This is a genomic window from Moraxella pluranimalium (assembly GCF_002014825.1).
Taxonomy (GTDB): Bacteria; Pseudomonadota; Gammaproteobacteria; order Pseudomonadales; family Moraxellaceae; genus Moraxella; species Moraxella pluranimalium.
Genome location: NZ_MUYU01000007.1, coordinates 51,076 through 68,314 on the forward strand (window position 1 = coordinate 51,076; position 17,239 = coordinate 68,314).

The 17,239-nt window shown below is 45.8% G+C and carries 17 protein-coding genes; 13 read left to right on the forward strand and 4 right to left on the reverse strand.

The genetic code is table 11. From position 1 onward, the window contains the following. Positions 1 to 27 precede the first annotated feature (27 nt). From B0680_RS03195 to B0680_RS03205, 3 genes are all read right to left on the reverse strand, one after another. Positions 28 to 411, reverse strand: coding sequence for a surface-adhesin E family protein (locus tag B0680_RS03195; RefSeq protein WP_078253607.1), 384 nt, complete (start codon positions 409 to 411; stop codon positions 28 to 30). A 92-nt stretch (positions 412 to 503) separates the two neighbouring features. Beyond that, positions 504 to 839, reverse strand: coding sequence for a hypothetical protein (locus tag B0680_RS03200; protein ID WP_078253608.1), 336 nt, complete (start codon positions 837 to 839; stop codon positions 504 to 506). 215 nt (positions 840 to 1,054) lie between these two features. Next, positions 1,055 to 1,954 (reverse strand): LysR family transcriptional regulator, encoded by a 900-nt coding sequence (locus B0680_RS03205; protein ID WP_078253609.1) that lies wholly within the window; start codon positions 1,952 to 1,954, stop codon positions 1,055 to 1,057. A gap of 123 nt (positions 1,955 to 2,077) precedes the next feature. On the opposite strand from B0680_RS03205, the gene hppD reads away from it, so the two are divergent. The 6 genes from hppD (at position 2,078) to B0680_RS03235 (ending at position 8,273) form a co-directional block, all read left to right on the forward strand. After that, a complete protein-coding gene (gene hppD / locus B0680_RS03210) occupies positions 2,078 to 3,160 on the forward strand; it encodes a 4-hydroxyphenylpyruvate dioxygenase (RefSeq protein WP_078253610.1) in 1,083 nt (360 codons plus the stop codon). A 338-nt stretch (positions 3,161 to 3,498) separates the two neighbouring features. Further along, complete coding sequence (locus tag B0680_RS03215; protein ID WP_211271251.1) at positions 3,499 to 4,899, forward strand: Na+/H+ antiporter NhaC family protein; 1,401 nt, start codon at positions 3,499 to 3,501, stop codon at positions 4,897 to 4,899. A gap of 73 nt (positions 4,900 to 4,972) precedes the next feature. Next, entirely contained in the window at positions 4,973 to 5,611 is a 639-nt protein-coding gene (gene maiA, locus B0680_RS03220; protein WP_078253611.1) for a maleylacetoacetate isomerase, read from the forward strand. A gap of 134 nt (positions 5,612 to 5,745) precedes the next feature. Continuing rightward, on the forward strand, positions 5,746 to 6,501 hold the full coding sequence (locus B0680_RS03225) for an ABC transporter permease (protein ID WP_078253649.1): 756 nt from the start codon (positions 5,746 to 5,748) through the stop codon (positions 6,499 to 6,501). Between the two features lie 19 nt (positions 6,502 to 6,520). After that, positions 6,521 to 7,513, forward strand: coding sequence for an ABC transporter substrate-binding protein (locus tag B0680_RS03230; RefSeq protein ID WP_228143741.1), 993 nt, complete (start codon positions 6,521 to 6,523; stop codon positions 7,511 to 7,513). Further along, complete coding sequence (locus B0680_RS03235) at positions 7,494 to 8,273, forward strand: ABC transporter ATP-binding protein (RefSeq protein WP_228143742.1); 780 nt, start codon at positions 7,494 to 7,496, stop codon at positions 8,271 to 8,273. Before B0680_RS03230 ends, B0680_RS03235 begins: the two co-directional genes overlap by 20 nt. Positions 8,274 to 8,556: 283 nt before the next feature. Here B0680_RS03235 and B0680_RS03245 read toward each other — a convergent pair whose 3' ends face one another. After that, complete coding sequence (locus B0680_RS03245; RefSeq protein ID WP_078253614.1) at positions 8,557 to 9,135, reverse strand: septal ring lytic transglycosylase RlpA family protein; 579 nt, start codon at positions 9,133 to 9,135, stop codon at positions 8,557 to 8,559. A gap of 561 nt (positions 9,136 to 9,696) precedes the next feature. Between B0680_RS03245 and B0680_RS03250 the strand changes: the two genes are divergently transcribed. The 7 genes from B0680_RS03250 to B0680_RS03280 all read left to right on the forward strand — a co-directional run bounded on the left by B0680_RS03250 (position 9,697) and on the right by B0680_RS03280 (position 17,237). After that, complete coding sequence (locus tag B0680_RS03250) at positions 9,697 to 10,617, forward strand: D-Ala-D-Ala carboxypeptidase family metallohydrolase (RefSeq protein WP_228143743.1); 921 nt, start codon at positions 9,697 to 9,699, stop codon at positions 10,615 to 10,617. 21 nt (positions 10,618 to 10,638) lie between these two features. After that, positions 10,639 to 11,439 carry a hypothetical protein gene (locus B0680_RS03255; protein WP_078253615.1) on the forward strand — a complete coding sequence of 267 codons (801 nt, stop codon included), beginning with the start codon at positions 10,639 to 10,641 and terminating at the stop codon, positions 11,437 to 11,439. Between the two features lie 125 nt (positions 11,440 to 11,564). Then, positions 11,565 to 12,647 carry a 3-phosphoserine/phosphohydroxythreonine transaminase gene (gene serC / locus B0680_RS03260; RefSeq protein WP_078253616.1) on the forward strand — a complete coding sequence of 361 codons (1,083 nt, stop codon included), beginning with the start codon at positions 11,565 to 11,567 and terminating at the stop codon, positions 12,645 to 12,647. A gap of 17 nt (positions 12,648 to 12,664) precedes the next feature. Continuing rightward, positions 12,665 to 14,635 (forward strand): extracellular solute-binding protein, encoded by a 1,971-nt coding sequence (locus B0680_RS03265; protein WP_143821338.1) that lies wholly within the window; start codon positions 12,665 to 12,667, stop codon positions 14,633 to 14,635. Positions 14,636 to 14,638: 3 nt separating this feature from the next. Continuing rightward, positions 14,639 to 15,418 carry a hydroxyacylglutathione hydrolase gene (gene gloB, locus B0680_RS03270; protein ID WP_078253617.1) on the forward strand — a complete coding sequence of 260 codons (780 nt, stop codon included), beginning with the start codon at positions 14,639 to 14,641 and terminating at the stop codon, positions 15,416 to 15,418. A gap of 117 nt (positions 15,419 to 15,535) precedes the next feature. Beyond that, positions 15,536 to 16,096, forward strand: coding sequence for a manganese efflux pump MntP (locus tag B0680_RS03275; protein WP_078253618.1), 561 nt, complete (start codon positions 15,536 to 15,538; stop codon positions 16,094 to 16,096). A gap of 100 nt (positions 16,097 to 16,196) precedes the next feature. Beyond that, a complete protein-coding gene (locus tag B0680_RS03280; protein WP_078253619.1) occupies positions 16,197 to 17,237 on the forward strand; it encodes an ABC transporter permease subunit in 1,041 nt (346 codons plus the stop codon). The last annotated feature ends 2 nt before the right edge of the window (positions 17,238 to 17,239 follow it).

A 17,239-nucleotide genomic window follows, 5' to 3' on the forward strand; every position in this document is an offset into this window, starting at 1 on the left:
TTTGTTGTGTGAGTGCGGTTGATTAAATTATGAACAAACCACCGACTGCATATCTTCACCAACCGTACCGCTTTGGACGGGCTCCCATTCGCCAATACCAAGCGATGTGCCAACCAATTCATCATTAAAATAATAATACTCATCATCGACACGCACTGTACTGTCACTACAATCATAAGTCCATTCTTCGACCGTGGCATCATAGCCATAACCTTCGTCGTTAGTGCGGACTTCTGCACGCTCAATATACATCGTTACCGTGATGCCGTCTTCTGAGTAGTCAAATTCATCATCATAATAAAAGGCGTCACCATCGTCATTTTCAAGTAAAAATACCGGTGCAGACAGTGCAGGCGTGCTGGTCGCTACCAAGCCTAACATTAGCGCAAATTTTGCCAAAAATTGTTTCATGGCTCTATATCCTACATAAATCAAGAGTTATTGCCATTATAACGATGGTTAAAAAATTTGCAAGTACTATTCAAGTACCATTTAAATCAAATTTATTTGCACAGGATTGCTTGCAGAGCCGCCGCCTTTGTGCCCGTTTGGATTTGTTTCCAATCAGTTGGCTCATGTTCGGTTTTGGCAACGCCAGAATTTTGAATAAAGACTTGATTGGCGACCTGCACCGAACCCTGACAATCAAATAACCAAATCGCATCAATGACATCATACCATGAATAAGATGGACTTGTATCATCATGCTCATTTTCTGCTTGTACAGGAAATAATTGTGCAAATCTAAAACTAATCGCAACTTTGGCGATTGCTTTGCCATCTTGATGGATGATTTTTGGATGATAAAAATATTCATTGTCAAAATCATCAAAACCCAATGAAATTAAAGGGGTTTCATCATTGGGCGTTTCAAATTCAAATGATAAATCATCATGAGTTTTGAGGCGGTATAAGCCGAATTCATCTTGAAATTTTTTCTTGTGCTAGAACTTGTATTTGTACACCAAAAAATGCAACAAGCAACAAACATAATTTAAAAATTTTCATAAATATTCCAGTAGATTAATTAATGAACCAATGGTTAAAAGTTGGGTTAAGCGTGCCAAGCTCTACAATATCTGGTCAAAAACGCTTCAAACGCCATTACAGCAGGCGATGCCGAGCGATAGCGATGTTTGTATAACAAAAATTTGTAGCTGATTTGTGGTTCGCTGATGGGTACCATGACAAGGTTTTGTTCATCTACCCAAGGCTTAGCATAGCCAAGTGCCATTGTCATGCCAAGCCCTTGTTTGACCATACCAAGCGCTGTGGACAAAAAATTCACTTCATAATCACTTCGAAATACCTTACTACTGATATCAAGTGGCAAGTGATCGGCGATGTATTTGGCAAATGGCTCTTGGAGTGTAATCAGCTCGCCATCACTCATCGCATCCCAAGTCAAATCAGTGCGAGATGCTAGTGGGTGATCGGGGCGTACCACCAACTGAAACGGCGATGAAAACAGCTCGGTCGCTGACAAATCGGTATGATAAGCAAATGCAGGCCCAACGCCCAGATCCGCTTCGAGTGTTTGCACAGAATTGATCACATCTTCGACAGAGCAGTCAATCAGATTGACCTGAATATCAGGATAAGCTTGTTTAAACTGCTTAATCAGCTCGGGCATGGCAGATGCGGCAAGCTGCTGTGGCGCTGCGATACGCACCTTGCCTTGATGAAAATCCTTGAGATCGGCAATCTCATTACCCAGCACCTGCATATCATGAATGACCCGCAGGGCGTGGGGCAGTAGTCGCTCGCCTGCTTCGGATAGGTGCATCTGCCGTGTGGTTCGGTCAAATAGCCGAGTATCCAGCTGATTTTCCATCTCTTTAATCAGTCCGCTCAAGGATGATTGTGTCAAATGTAGCTCATCAGCGGCTTTAGTAAAGCTTTTGTGGCGAGCGACACTGACAAAGGCCTTGAGCTGGCGAAAAGTGATATTCATGGTCTAATCCGATAAATTCAAGAAAAAATCAATTTGTGCATTTGTTGGCGCTATTTTAAGATAAGGCACATATCCTTTACAAGTATCGTTGGATTTATTTTTTGAACCAAACAAGGAATGATTATGGCAGATTTATTCGAAAACCCAATGGGATTGTGTGGCTTTGAGTTTGTAGAATTTGCAAGCCCTACACCAAATGTGCTTGAGCCATTATTTGAAAAAATGGGCTTTACGCTCGTTGCCAAACACCGCTCCAAAGATGTGCTACTGTACCGTCAAGGCAGTATCAACTTTATCATCAATCGTGAGCCGAAGTCTGAAGCGATGTATTTTGCCAATGAACATGGCCCATCAGCGTGTGGTATGGCGTTTCGTGTGCGTGATGCACAGTTTGCTTATAAGCGTGCCATTGAGCTTGGTGCACAGCCTGTGCATATCGCTACATCGGTGATGGAGCTTCGCCTGCCTGCGATTAAGGGCATTGGCGGTGCGCCTTTGTATCTGATTGATCGCTTTGAAGAAGGCAAATCCATTTATGATATTGACTTTGAATTTATCGAAGGCGTGGATCGTCATCCGGTGGGCTATGGCTTTCAAATCGTTGATCACTTGACGCATAATGTCTATCGTGGGCGTATGGATTATTGGGCGAAATTTTATGAAAAATTGTTCAATTTCCAAGAAATCCGCTATTTTGACATCAAAGGCGAATACACAGGGCTAACCAGCCGTGCGATGACAGCACCTGATGGGCTAATTCGTATTCCACTGAATGAAGAAGCCAAGCAGGGTGGCGGTCAGATTGAAGAGTATCTAATGGCGTTCGGCGGTGAAGGCATTCAGCACATTGCGCTATTGACCGATGATTTGCTCGGTGCGATTGACAAGCTACGCGCTGCTGGTATTCCGCTGATGACTGCGCCAAATGATGCCTATTATGAGATGCTTGATGAGCGTCTGCCAAATCATGGCGAAGATGTCAAAGCACTACAATCTCGTGGTATTTTGCTCGATGGTACGACCGAAGGCGGTCAGCCACGACTGTTGCTGCAGATTTTTTCAGAAACGGCGCTTGGCCCTGTGTTCTTTGAATTTATTCAGCGTAAGGGCGATTATCGTGAAGGCTTTGGTGAAGGCAATTTTAAGGCATTGTTCGAAAGCCTTGAGCGTGACCAAATTCGCCGTGGTGCGCTGGCGGTGGAATAAGCGTTATTAACCATGCCGCCAAATAACGGCGGACATCATCCATCATCCCAAGTGTTGATCATCTCAAACTGTGCTTTGGGTTGGTGGGTGTCTTTTTTTTTGCGATGGATAGCAAATGATCGATTAGGGATATATCACCATTTTTGCGATATTTATCAGTTTTTGTGTAAGCATTGCGTGCCAAAAGTTTGTTATAGTAATGACAAATCGGCGCAGTCGTGATGGATATTCGTGTTGCTCTCGACATGATTGCCTACTGGCGGTCATGGTATAATGGTTGATTGATGTTGGCTTTTTTTACCGCTTTGCTATCCATTTTGAGTGTTAAGGATATGGATATGAACGAACAAAACAAACACGAACCATTATTAAAAATCAGTCCAAGCGCCGCCGTACCGATGGCGATTGTGATGGTCATCGTCTTGGGTGTAACCATGATTGCTTGGGGCTGGGTACCGCATCTGTCGCTACTGTTGGTGATTATCGGCTTGATGATGTTTGGGCTTGTCAAGGGTGTCAAATTTGACGCCATGCAAGATAAGATGATCAGCGGTGTCGGGGCGGGCATGGGGGCGATTTATCTGTTCTCATTCATTGGGCTATTGGTGTCGGCTTTGATGATGTCTGGGGCAATTCCGACGCTGATTTATTATGGCTTTGGTGTTTTGTCCGCTGATATGTTTTATTTATCGGCATTCATTTTATCGAGCATTGTCGGCATTGCGCTTGGTAGTGGCTTCACGACTTGTGCGACGATTGGTGTGGCGTTTTTGGGCATGGCGGCAGCATTCGGCACAAACCCTGCCATCGTCGCCGGCGCAGTGGTTTCCGGCGCATTATTTGGTGATAAAATGTCGCCACTGTCAGACACGACCAGTATCGCCGCATCCATTGTTGGTGTGGATTTGTTTGACCATATCAAAAATATGATGTACACCACTGTGCCAGCTTGGCTCATCAGCGCAGGATTGTTTTGGTTCTTGTCAGATGCGCACTTGGCAGCGGATTTAAGCGATGTCGCTGTGCTCAAAGAACAGCTTATCACGAGTGGCTTGGTGCATAGCTATGCGTTGTTGCCATTTGTGATGCTTGTTGTGTTGGCAGTTCTGAGAGTCAATGCCATTTATACCATTTCAGCGACCATTGCGGTGTCATTGGCGCTTACCTTTACGCACAGTACGCCAAGCTTGTCTGATTTGGGTAATTGGTTCTTTACAGGCTATGCACCAGCAGAAAATCTTAATTTGGGGGATGTTGGCAAAATCGTCAGCCGTGGCGGACTACAAAGTATGTTCTTTAGCCAGCTACTCGTGATTTTGGCACTGTCATTGGGCGGACTACTACAGGGCTTGGGTATTTTGCCTGCGTTACTTGATGGTATGCGTCATCTATTGACCAAGGCAAGTCGTGGCGTGGCGGCAGCGGCGTTTACATCACTGGGTATCAATGTGCTTGTTGGTGAGCAGTATTTGAGCTTGCTACTATCGGGCAATGCGTTTTTGCCGGAGTATAAGCGACTTGGACTACACCCAAAAAACCTATCACGCACCATCGAAGATGCGGGCACAGTCATCAACCCACTTGTGCCGTGGGGTGTGTACGGGGGCTTTTTGGCAGGGACATTTGGGATGCCTGTGGTGGCGTATCTGCCGTACGCGTTCTTTTGCTACCTATGCTTTGTGCTGACGCTGATTTTTGGATTTACAGGCTTTACCATTACCAAGCTTGATAAGGCATAAGCTTAACACTACAAGCTTTAACTGAAGTGGATTGATGGCAGTAGATTAATGGCACAATTATTAAGGATAAATTATGAAACTATACTCATATTTTCGCAGTTCGGCATCGTATCGAGTACGCATTGCTTTGGCACTAAAGGGATTGGATGCGAGTATCATACCTGTGAATTTGGTCAAAGGCGACCAAAAAACCGATGATTATCTTGCCATCAATCCACAAGGGCTCGTGCCAAGCTTACAAGTCGATGATGCGGTGTTATCCCAGTCGCTTGCCATCATTGAGTATTTAGAAGAAGTGGATAACACTGTGCCACTATTGCCAAGCGATGCCATTGGGCGTGCGACTGTACGAGCGATGGCGCAGCTGATTGCTTGTGAAGTGCATCCGCTTAATAATTTACGAGTACTTCAATATCTGACAGGCGAGCTTGGCATCGATGATACGACCAAGATGGCATGGTATGCACATTGGATTCATCAAGGCTTTGCATCGCTTGAGATGATGCTAAAACAGCACGCAGGCAAGTTCTGCTATGGCGATACGCCGACGATGGCGGACTGCTGTCTGATACCGCAGGTGTATAATGCCAAGCGGTTCGATGTCGATATCAGTGTCTATCCGCTGATTAACCAAATCGTCGCAAACTGTGAAACTTTGCCTGCCTTTATCAAGGCACATCCTGACCATCAGCCTGATACGCCAGTTGCGTAAATGCAATCTATCCAACTCACCGCAAGTTAAGTCTGCGGTGATTTTTTTGGCTTACATGACGGCATTATCTCGCCTATTTGGGGTGAAATTATGTTACAATAAGCATCATTTTGTCACGCATTTTGCCATTTGCCATGTCTGTCTCCTTATCTCGTTTGGCTCGCCAATACAGTCTTGTGCTGTTGATTTTGCTTGTTTGGCAAGCGGTGATTGGCATGGGCTTAATGCCAGATTATCTGTTGCCGAGTCCTTGGCAGATTGTGCAGGCGTTCATTGATGATTTTGCCTTGCTTGCCATGCACGCCAAATACACATTGGCGACGGCGTTTATCGGTACGATGATTGGACTGCTCTTAAGCTTTGTGCTGTCGATATTGATGGATTTGTCCCGTGGATTTCGCCAAAGCGTTTATCCTGTGCTGCTGCTCAATCAAACCATTCCGACCATTGCCATTGCGCCGCTGCTTGTGATTTGGCTTGGTTATGGCATCACACCAAAGATTGTGCTTGTGGTGCTGTCGGTGTTTTTTCCGATGACTATTGCGCTACTTGATGGCTATCGCTCGGTGGGGGCAGACGAGCTCAATTTATTCCGCTCAATGAAAGCTACGACTTATCAGACTTATCGACATCTTAAGATACCATCAGCGATGGGGTATTTTTTTACAGGGCTAAAAGTTGCCTTAAGCTATGCGCTAATCTCTGCGGTGGTGGCAGAATGGCTTGGTGGCTATCATGGGCTTGGGGTGTATATGACCCGTGTGCGTAAGTCTTATGAGCTTGATAATATGTTTGCGGTGATTTTTTTGATTAGCTTTTTGACTTTGGTGCTGATTGCCTTGGTCAAATGGCTCGAAAAACGCCTGATGGCTTATAAATTTCAACAATGACTCTAAAAAGGATATGAAGATGAAGTTTAAATTTCGCCCGTTGGTTGGTGTGACTTTGGCAGCGCTGATGAGTGCAGGGCTATTTGCTTGCCAAAAGCAAGAAAGCAAGCAGGCTGCCCAAGAGCAGCCGTTACAAGAGCTGATTATTGCGCTTGATTGGGTGCCGAACACCAATCACACGGGGCTGTATGTGGCGCTTGATCAAGGGTATTTTGCCAAGCAGGGCTTTGATGCCAAGATTGTACAGCCAAGCGAAGACAGCACATCGACGCTGGTTGCCAATCAGCGAGCGGATTTTGGCGTGTATTTTCAGCCAAATATGGTCAAGCGTCTCAATAAAGGCGAGCCGATCACTGCGGTAGCTGCCATCGCTCAGCACAACAGTGCAGGCTTGATGTCTTTGGCAAGTCTGGGTGCGACATCACCAAAAGATTTGCACGGCAAGCGTTATTCTACTTGGGAAGACCCTGTGGATGATGCGACGGTAGCCGAGATTGTCGGCGAGCCATTGGTCAAAATCCCGGGCGAATCGACCGATGCGACGACCGCACTACGCATGGGTCAGTTTGACTATATTATGGCATACTATGGTTGGGATGGGATTCATGCCAAGATTAAGGGTGTTGAGACCAATTTCTTTTATCTTAAAGATGCCAATCCTATCTTTGACTACTATTCACCGATTTTGATCGCCAATACTGATGCACTCAAGGCAAATCCCGAAAAATATAAAAAAGCACTCGCCGCCATCAAAGAAGGCTATCTGTATGCCGCCAAAAATCCTGAAGCATCCGCCGAGATTTTGGTCAAGCACGCACCTGAGATCAATCCTGAGCTTGCCAAACAAAGCCAAGCCTATCTCTCGACGCTGTATCTGGATGACAAAGGCGACTGGGGGCGATTTGATTATGCGCGCTGGGATCGTTTCTTTGGTTGGGTGAATGATAAGGGCTTGACGGATAAGCCATTACCGCCACAAGCAGGCGTGACCAATGACTATCTGCCAAACTGAGTTGATGGCTCATCAAAAGTCAGCCAAGCTGTCACTGGTGGATATTTGCCACCGCTTTGTGACGGCGACGATGGATGCGCCATTGTTCCAAAATCTATCGTTGAGCGTCGCACCTAGACAGGTGGTGAGCATTATCGGTACAAGTGGCGTGGGCAAAAGTACGCTATTTAACATCGCAGCTGGGCTGATTTGTCCAGAGTCTGGGCAAGTCATCATTGATGGTGTCGATAGTACGGGCAAGGCGGGGCAAGTGGGCTATATGCTCCAAAAAGACTTGTTATTACCCTTTAAAAGTATCTATGATAATATCGCACTGCCAATGATGCTACAGGGCATGGATAAGGCGGCGATACAAGCACGCATCATGCCTAATCTTGGCTTATTTGGCTTAGATGGCTTGGCGGATAAATACCCGCATCAGCTGTCAGGTGGTCAAAGACAGCGTGCGGCACTACTGCGTACTTATCTGAGTAACGACCATCTAATGCTACTCGATGAGCCGTTTTCGGCGCTCGATTTTGTGACCAAATCCGAGATGTACGCATGGTTTAATGCCTTTCGTCATCAAACGGGGCTGACTTGCTTGATGATTACCCATGATATTGACGAAGCGATTTATCTGTCTGATTGCGTTTATGTACTAAAAGGCTTTCCGGCAACGCTTGCGCATCGCTTTGAGATACCAAAAGAAGATGGCTTTATGCAGTCGCAGGAGTTTTTGGTGCTCAAAGAGCAGATTTTGACAACGATTAAGGGGTAGGGTGATGTCGGTTTGGGCGCTGACGATTGTCTTATTTATTGGCTTTTTTGTGTTGTCGTATCTGTTTTATCGGTATGATGATTTTTTTGTCGCATTTTTTACAATCGTTTTTGGCTTGATTAAGTTCGTGCTAGGCTTGGGATGCGTTATTCTGATGCTTGGCTTATTACTGCTGTTGTGTTATTTGCTTGCTAGCGTGATTTTAAGTTGATTTATCCGCTGAAGCCAAATCATAAAAAAACCGAAACTTAACAAAGTCTCGGTTTTTAGTATCTATATCCAATCAGTCAATACGCTCAATGGTCACATTGCCTGTATTGCCGGTCATGCCGATGGCTTTGGCAGCGCCATAAGATAGGCTAAGTGCACTACTGCCTGCAGATGGGCGGTCATTGATTTTGACAACGACTGATTTGCCATTATCGCGGTTGGTCACACGCACATAGCAGTTCATTGGCAATGAGCTGTGTGCGGCGGTCATGGCATTCATATCAAAGGTTTCGCCACTGGCGGTTTTGCGTCCGTGAAATTGACGACCATACCAAGATGCTAGACCAGTTTGCTTAAATTTGTTCACCGTGCTAGATGCCACAGCTGTCAGTTTTTCGAGTACTGGGGTGTCGCTATCAGCTTTTTTGGTGGTTTTGGCATTTTGGGTCATCAAAGGACTGCTAAGCGCCAAAGAAGATGGCTGGCGAGCTTGACGAACCAAACTAGATGCATTGTTGTGCTGAGCGGTCAATTGACCAAGCACATTGTCAATATTAGCCGAATTTGCTTTATCGCCTGCGTGTGCAGAAACACCAACGCCTGCGCTGACAGTGATTGCCAAGCCAAGCAAAGATTTGCTAATTGTTTTCATGGTTGCCTCTTTAGTGTTGAAAGCTTTGTTGTGGCGTGTATGCCAACAGACATCATCCTAATGTAACAAAGTCGCTACTATCAAGTATCAATACCATTCAAAAAGTATTAATAACAAGTATTTGTGAATTTATCCCATGATGCTCATACTTGCAAACCAAGCAACTGGGGGTGAATTGTGATTGTTTTGGGCAATGATAACACAGTCAAAATTAATCAAGCATACAGTAGCACAGAAAAAGTATTGCAATGTGTCGTTTTGTAGTCATTGTACCCAGCTTTGGTAAAATTATGACAAATTGAAACAAATTGCCCTTTACCACATTCCTATATTAGCACCATTTTGATAAATTACAAGGGTAAAAACAGCAAAAATCACAGAAATTTGCATAAATTTTGTACAAAATGGTGATTTTATCGCTTATTTTTCACATTGAGCACCGACCTTTGTCGTCCATGCGCCGTGATAAGCTGTCAAAATTGCTACCAAAAAACATTGGCAAAATTGATGAAGTGGTGTAAGCTATACCCTTTGTCTAAAGTAAATTAATGGGATCGTACCATGATCAAACACATATCATCCAAACAAACTGTCATGCGTCTAGGTATGCTTGCTATTTTTTCATCGGTTTTGGCAGCTTGTGCATCACAGCCGACATACAATGCCAGTCAATCGACTGCACAAAAACCGATTCCCATGACAAAAACTGCCAAGCCTGAAGCGGTTCCTGCAGTGCAGGTAACTCAAACAACTGTTGTGCAACCAACTGCTGTAGCGCAGGCTCCGTCAGCTGCACCAGTTGTACCTACAGTACAGGTTGTACAGACGCAACAAACTAGCACCATTCAGACCGTTGAGTCTCATGATCATGACCACGATCATAATTATGAGCATAATTATGTGGATGTTTCTGGCTCATCTGTTGGCTCGCCGACTCACTTTACTAAATGGTATAATAACAATCCTAGTTCTCAAGCGATTATTGATGAATATCAAGCATATCTTGCTAGTAATCTAGGAGAAAAAAATGTACCGCCAATGAGTCAACTATTGACCACTGCGCGCTCTTGGCAATCTTGTGGCTATCAGCCATATCAAGTACCGCCACGCGACTTATGGGATAAAATGGTACCAACCATTCGCCTATATAACGACTTGCGTGCACAAGGTATTTTGCCTGCTGAAACCCAAATTCGCTCAGTATATCGCAGTCCCGCACTGAATCGTTGTGCTGGCGGAGCGTCTAGCAGTCGTCATATGACTAACGGCGCTATGGATATTTGGGTGCCGTCATATGGTGCCAACAGTTTTGAACTAAGAGATATGCAAGATCGCTTATGTCAATTTTGGATTGACAAGGGTGCTCAGTATAATTTTGGACTTGGATTATACGCAACAGGTTCAATGCATCTAGACACCCAAGGTTATCGCAAATGGGGGGCTAATTTTTCTCGTGCAGGATCGGTGTGTCGCTCAGCTTAATGCCCATATCGATTCATCTTCATGAAAACCGTGTCAAAAGTTGAGGAAGTGTATTTAGCACAATCCCGCACAATCCTATCTGCATTAGGTATTGTGCTGTGGGCGGCTCGTAGCAGCCAAACACAGCTTTTGGCACAGCCATCGGCTGATGTATCATCACAGCCTTTGGCACGCACTGCGGTATCCACGCAGGTATCACCATCCAAAGCCAATATAACAACACCGACTGATAAGCCATCCAAAGCACCGATTGGCAGTCAGCTGACACATCTTAGCCAAGCTCTAAAAGAACACAGCCGACAGGCACAACACCACACCGTCCAAGAATTATCATCCACCACACAAAGCACCACAAGCGCTGAACTGGACACTGCGCCGACATTTCGATTGCAGGCGATCGTCTATCGTCAATGGGTTTTGTTGGTTGATTTTGACGGCATTGACATCGCCAAAAAAGACATATGGGTATCGCTCAATCAAGCCATCCAAAACCATGCCAAGGTATCACAAATGGCGTATGAACAGCGACTGCTTAATTATCCGCTTATCAGCAATGACCCGAATGCCAATCAACCTGCGGTGATTGATGCTAGTATCAAGGGCTTTATTTTTGGGTGTTTGCAGGCAAGCCCCAAGATTGAACAAATTCTTGTACTTAGCGCCTTGCCATCATGTATCAACCTAAAAAACATCATCAGCGCACTGGACGATAAGCTGGTTATCAATCAGGATTTTGGGCTGGATGATATGTGGAAACAGCCAACAGTCAAAAAGCAGTTTTGGCAATATCTACATCAAGCGGATGATAAGACGGGCAAATAACCGACAATGCCACAGCTGATTGCATAAATGAGTGTGCAAAGGCTTATCTGTCACTGCTTTTCATGATACAATAACCAAACTTTCCCAATCTTGTCTGCTATTGTTATATCATTAAGGAAAAATCCATGACCCGTTTAGCGAATTTCTGTGCTGGTCCTGCCAGTATGCCAACCGCTGTCCTTGAGCGTGCCCAAGCTGAAATGCTTGATTGGCAGGGGCTTGGTGCATCTGTGATGGAAATCAGCCATCGCAGTGCCGACTATATTGAGCTTGCCCAAAAAGCCGAAGCCAATTTGCGAAAGCTGATGAACATCAGCGATGACTATGCGGTGCTATTTTTGCAAGGTGGTGCGGCATTGCAGTTTTCTAGCATTCCACTAAACCTACTTAACGGTGGCACAGCTGATTATCTAAACACAGGTGCATGGTCACAAAAAGCCTATAAAGAAGCCAAACGCTATGAAACGCTTGGTCTTGGCAAGGTGAATCTGGTTGCCGAAGGTGATGGCAGTGATGTGCCTGCGTTTGACACTTGGCAGCTGACAGATGGTGCAAGCTATTTTCATTATTGCCCAAATGAGACCATCCACGGCGTGCAAATCTTTGACACGCCAAAAGTCAATGCGCCAATTGTCGCCGACTTCTCATCATGCATCCTATCAGAGCCGATTAATGTCAATGACTTTAGCATGATTTATGCTGGTGCGCAAAAGAACATCGGCCCTGCTGGTTTGACATTGGTCATTGTGCGTAAGGAGTTGCTTGAGCAGGCAAGTCCGTGGTGTCCAAATGTGATGAATTACAAAAATCAGTTTGAAAATGACTCAATGCTCAACACGCCATCGACTTATGCATGGTATCTGTCGGGCCTCGTGTTTGAGTGGCTACTTGAGCAAGGCGGTGTCGAAGCCATTGCCAAGATTAACCGTGCCAAAGCACAAGCGCTGTATGATGCCATTGATGCTAGCGACTTTTATACCAATAAAGTCAATCCTGCGTATCGCTCTATCATGAATGTGCCGTTCCAGCTTGCTGATAGCAATCTTGATAAGCTATTCTTAGAAGAATCAAAACAAGCAGGGCTACTAAACCTAAAAGGTCATCGTGTCGTCGGCGGTATGCGAGCGAGCATCTATAATGCCATCACGCTAGAGCAAGTGCAGGCATTGGTGAGCTTTATGGCTGAATTTGAGCGTAAGCACGGCTAATTTGTTTATCATCAGCAATGATTCAGTCATCTTATCAGCATGACAGCAGACCACGAGCCAAGCGGTTGTTTGGGTCGTGGTTTTTGTTCTGTACCATCATGGCAAGTGCGGTGATGGCAGGCTGTGCCGATGACTCAACAGGTGCGGATAAGCAGACGGCAGATGTCGCACCTGTCAAATCATCTACGCATGATGCACTTGATTTATCCGCTGATAAGCTGCCACCAAGCATCCGCCAAAATCATCTGTCTGCCGGTGTCATCACTAGCACCGTCTTGACAGTGAATAATGACGCCAAATATGCCAATGCCACACATCTGCCCTATGCCAATCCCGATGCGCCAAAGGGTGGCGTGCTGTCGATGTCTGCTGTCGGGATGTTTAATAGCCTAAATAGCTTTATTGACCAAGGCATCCCTGCGACAGGGACTTTTTATCTGTATGACACGCTGATGGCAGGCTCACTTGACGAATCTTATGTGCTCTATCCACAGCTTGCCAATGCCGTCACGCACAATCCTAATGATGGCAGTTGGATTATTTATCACATCCATCCTGATGCACGGTTTTGGGATGGGAGTGCGGTGACAGCGGACGATGTCAAGGCGACTTTTGAAGCGATATTAACCAGAGGTTTGATGTCGTGGCGGGGTTTTTTGGGTGGGATTGATGCCATCGAAGTGCTTGATAGTCATCGGGTGAAGTTTTATTTTAATCAAATGGCATCAGCGGATTTGGGTGCAAGTGTCGGGCTGATGCCTGTATTTGCCAAATCAGATATCGAAAAGCGATTTGACCAAGTCAGCCTTGTGCCGTTGATGGGTAGTGGTGCGTATCAGCTAGAGCTTGCCGAACCATCACGGCGAGTACGCTATGTCCGTGACCCCAATTATTGGGGTAGGGAGTTGATGGTGAATCGGGGGCGGTTTAATTTTGATGTCATCGAATATCAGTATTTTGCCGATGATGCGGTGGCGTTTGAAGCCTTTAAAACAGGGCAATATCGTTTTCGTATCGAGACGGATATCGAGCGTTGGGCGACTTTTGATAATACCGCTCGCTCAAGCGCCATCCAAAAAGCGTCCATCATCAACCAAAATCCCGTGCTGATGCAGGGGCTTGTCATGAACCTGCGTCGTCCGCTATTTCGTGATAAGCGAGTACGCCAAGCGATGAATTTGGCGTTTGATTTTGAATGGACAAATCGGCAGCTCTTGTACGGCGAATATCAGCGACTGGACAGCTATTTTTTTGGTTCTGCCTTACAAGCCAAAGGTGCGCCAAGTAGCGATGAGTTGGCAGTATTACAAGCTTTGCCATTAAATCAAGATGAACAATCCGCCATCACAGGTGTGCCTAGTCAGCCTATCTCAAATGGTGATGGTATCAATCGTGCCAATCTGCTCAAGGCAAGAGCGCTGCTGCTCGATGCTGGATTGTCTTATCATAATGGCAAACTGCACGACAAGAGCGGTCAAGCGGTACGCTTAGAAATCTTGGTGCAGGATGATAAATACCAAGCCGTGCTTTTGTCCTATATCGCCCACCTTAAGCGACTGGGTATTGATGCGCATCTTCGGCGTATGGATAGTTCAAGCTATCTGCATGCTAAGCGAGCGTATGATTTTGATATGATTATTGATAGCTTTATGCAGGGCAATTCACCGGGGGCGGAGCAGGGCTATCTGTGGGGCTCAAAATCTGCTGATGAAGCAGGCAACCAAAACACCATCGGCATCAAAAGCGCTGCCATTGATAGTATCATCGATAAGCTTAGCCAAGCAACATCACGAGACGAGACCATACTGTATGCCAAAGTGCTCGATCGGCTGCTACTTGCTGGCGAGTACATGATCCCTTGGTATGGCAAAAATACCACTGATGTCATGTATTATCAAGGTTATCAACATCCATCTACACCGCCAAACAGTAGCATCGGGCTTGATTATTGGTGGTATCAGCCGCCCAAAGACACAACGCAGGACTGACTTATGAATCACTTTGACATTCACGCCATCAAGGCATTTGATGATAATTATATTTGGGCAATTAGCACGGATGGGCAGGCGATCGTCATTGATCCGGGTTCTGCTGATGAAGTGATTAATTATCTAGATACTCATCAGCTGACACCTGTGGCGATACTCATTACCCACCATCATCACGATCATATCGGTGGTGTAGATACGCTGATGAATCTTTATAAAGACTGTACATTGTACGCACACAGTCAGCACGGACTTAGCAATGCCGTACCTGTGGATGAAGGCAGTCAGCTTGATATCATGGGGCTAAATTTCACCGTGCAGATGAGTGCAGGGCATACTGATAGCCATCTAAGCTACCTTGTGCTGATTGATGGCGTGATGCGAGTTTTTTGTGGGGATACGCTATTTAGCGGTGGCTGTGGGCGAGTGTTTACAGGGACGATTGATGAGCTGTACGCAAGCTTTGAGCGGTATTTGGCATTGCCTGATGATACGCTGTTTTATCCTGCGCATGAATACACGCTGTCAAATCTGAAATTCGCCCAAACCATCTGCGCTGATCGCATCAAAAAAACCATCGAAACCGCCATTACCGATACCCAAGCGCGCCTAGAAAATGATAAAATAAGCCTGCCGACATCGCTGGGGTACGAAAAACAAATCAATGTCTTTTTACACAGCTTTGAGCCTGCTTTATGTCATGAGATGGCGCAAAAGCTTGACTGTGCTGATGATGGTTTGGCGGTATTTACTGCTTTGCGTATCGCCAAAAACAACGCCTAAATATCGGCAAAAAAGCAGTGCTTAAAATGGTTGTGCTTAAAAAAAAGTGTAACCATCACCAATGCTGGATATTATATAAATTAAATTATCAAAAATATTAAAATAAGTGAATCATCAATGAGTCTGATTGCCCTAATTATTCTTGCCTTTGGGATGTCGATGGATGCCTTTTCGGTGGCGATTGCCAAAGGAACGGCCGCTCGTGGCATGACTTTGACCAAGGCAGTCAAGCACGGCTTGGTGTTTGGGGTGGTCGAAGCGATTGCGCCGGTGATTGGCTGGCTGATGGGTAAGGTGGCGCATCAGTGGATGGAAAGCGTCGATCATTGGATTGGCTTTGTGCTACTGATGATACTTGGTATTCGCTGTATTTATGAAGCCATCTGGGGTGATGATGACGATGATGCGTCTGATACTCGCACGGGTGTTTGGCTATTTATCACGGCGATAGCGACCAGTATTGATGCGATGGTGGTGGGGGTGTCGTTGGCGTTTTTGGAAGTCAATATCATCACCGCAGCGCTGATGATTGGACTTGCCACGACCATCATGGCGACCACAGGACTGTATTTGGAGCGCAGACTTGGCGAGCGATTTGGCAAAGGGGCGATGATTGCAGGCGGGGTGGTGCTGATGGTGATTGGCTCATCGATTTTGTACAATCATCTGACTGCTTGATTTTGGACTAATTATTCATATTTTCTAACCTTTTTTGTAATAAATTAACCATCATGAATAGACAGCAACACAGTCGGACAATCAGCATACAGGGGTGTCGATGAGCTACATCCTAAAGCGTATCGCCTTGATGCTACCGACGCTGTTTTTGATTTTGCTGATTAATTTTGCCATCATCCAAATCGCCCCCGGTGGCCCTGTCGAACACCAACTTGCCAAAATCCAAGCCGAACAACAACAGCTTGCCGCACAAGGCTTTACGCTGGCGCAGTACCATTATCAAGGCGCACAAGGTTTATCTGCTCAGATGATGGCAGAATTAAACACACGATTTGGCTTTGATTTGCCTGCTGATGAGCGATTTTGGCTGATGCTAAAGAACTTTGCTCAGTTTGAACTTGGGCAGTCTTTTTTTCAGGGGCAATCGGTGATGGATTTGATTGTCCAAAAACTGCCGATTAGCCTTGCTTTTGGGGCGTTGTGCTTACTTGTCTCTTATGGCTTTGGCGTGATGATTGGTGTGTATAAAGCCAAAGTACATGGCAGTGCCAAAGACCATCTGACCATGCTTGTGCTGTCGGTGTTGCACGCTTTGCCGGTGTTTATGATGGCGGTACTGCTGCTTGTGCTGTTTGCAGGCGTGTGGCAGATTTTCCCTATCCAAGGGGCGATGTCGGCGCAGTTTGCTGAGTTATCATTGTGGGGCAAAGTGACCGATTTGCTGTGGCATCTGAGCTTGCCCGTGCTAGCCAGTAGCGTGGGGTCGATTGCAGGGATTGCTTATTTGACCAAATTTAGCGTGATGAATGAGCTTGGCGCATCCTATGTGCTTGCCATGCGTGCTCGTGGGCTGTCGCAGCGTCGTATCTTATATACCCAAGTGCTCAAAAATGCCTTATTGCCCATTGTGTCAGGCCTGCCATTGGCGGTGGTGGGTGTGCTGTTTTCGGGGAATTTTTTGATCGAAGTGATTTTTGGGATTGATGGCATTGGCAGGCTTGCTTATGATGCGGTGCTACAGCGAGATTATCCGCTGATGTTTGGGATTTTGTATATTTTTACTTTGCTTGGCATGGTGGTTCAGCTGATCTTTGATGTGCTGTATGTACTGATTGATCCGAGAGTGGATTTTGGGGCGTGATG

What these genes read in the sequence shown, in the direction of transcription:
- B0680_RS03215 (WP_211271251.1), top strand. Translation starts at nt 3,499, where the DNA reads ATGAACGAACAAAACAAACACGAACCATTATTAAAAATCAGTCCAAGC.
- hppD (WP_078253610.1), top strand. Translation starts at nt 2,078, where the DNA reads ATGGCAGATTTATTCGAAAACCCAATGGGATTGTGTGGCTTTGAGTTT.
- B0680_RS03250 (WP_228143743.1), top strand. Translation starts at nt 9,697, where the DNA reads ATGATCAAACACATATCATCCAAACAAACTGTCATGCGTCTAGGTATG.
- serC (WP_078253616.1), top strand. Translation starts at nt 11,565, where the DNA reads ATGACCCGTTTAGCGAATTTCTGTGCTGGTCCTGCCAGTATGCCAACC.
- B0680_RS03195 (WP_078253607.1), bottom strand. Translation starts at nt 411, where the DNA reads ATGAAACAATTTTTGGCAAAATTTGCGCTAATGTTAGGCTTGGTAGCG.
- B0680_RS03230 (WP_228143741.1), top strand. Translation starts at nt 6,521, where the DNA reads ATGAAGTTTAAATTTCGCCCGTTGGTTGGTGTGACTTTGGCAGCGCTG.
- gloB (WP_078253617.1), top strand. Translation starts at nt 14,639, where the DNA reads ATGAATCACTTTGACATTCACGCCATCAAGGCATTTGATGATAATTAT.
- B0680_RS03245 (WP_078253614.1), bottom strand. Translation starts at nt 9,135, where the DNA reads ATGAAAACAATTAGCAAATCTTTGCTTGGCTTGGCAATCACTGTCAGC.
- maiA (WP_078253611.1), top strand. Translation starts at nt 4,973, where the DNA reads ATGAAACTATACTCATATTTTCGCAGTTCGGCATCGTATCGAGTACGC.
- B0680_RS03280 (WP_078253619.1), top strand. Translation starts at nt 16,197, where the DNA reads ATGAGCTACATCCTAAAGCGTATCGCCTTGATGCTACCGACGCTGTTT.
- B0680_RS03235 (WP_228143742.1), top strand. Translation starts at nt 7,494, where the DNA reads ATGACTATCTGCCAAACTGAGTTGATGGCTCATCAAAAGTCAGCCAAG.
- B0680_RS03225 (WP_078253649.1), top strand. Translation starts at nt 5,746, where the DNA reads ATGTCTGTCTCCTTATCTCGTTTGGCTCGCCAATACAGTCTTGTGCTG.
- B0680_RS03265 (WP_143821338.1), top strand. Translation starts at nt 12,665, where the DNA reads ATGATTCAGTCATCTTATCAGCATGACAGCAGACCACGAGCCAAGCGG.
- B0680_RS03255 (WP_078253615.1), top strand. Translation starts at nt 10,639, where the DNA reads ATGAAAACCGTGTCAAAAGTTGAGGAAGTGTATTTAGCACAATCCCGC.
- B0680_RS03205 (WP_078253609.1), bottom strand. Translation starts at nt 1,954, where the DNA reads ATGAATATCACTTTTCGCCAGCTCAAGGCCTTTGTCAGTGTCGCTCGC.
- B0680_RS03275 (WP_078253618.1), top strand. Translation starts at nt 15,536, where the DNA reads ATGAGTCTGATTGCCCTAATTATTCTTGCCTTTGGGATGTCGATGGAT.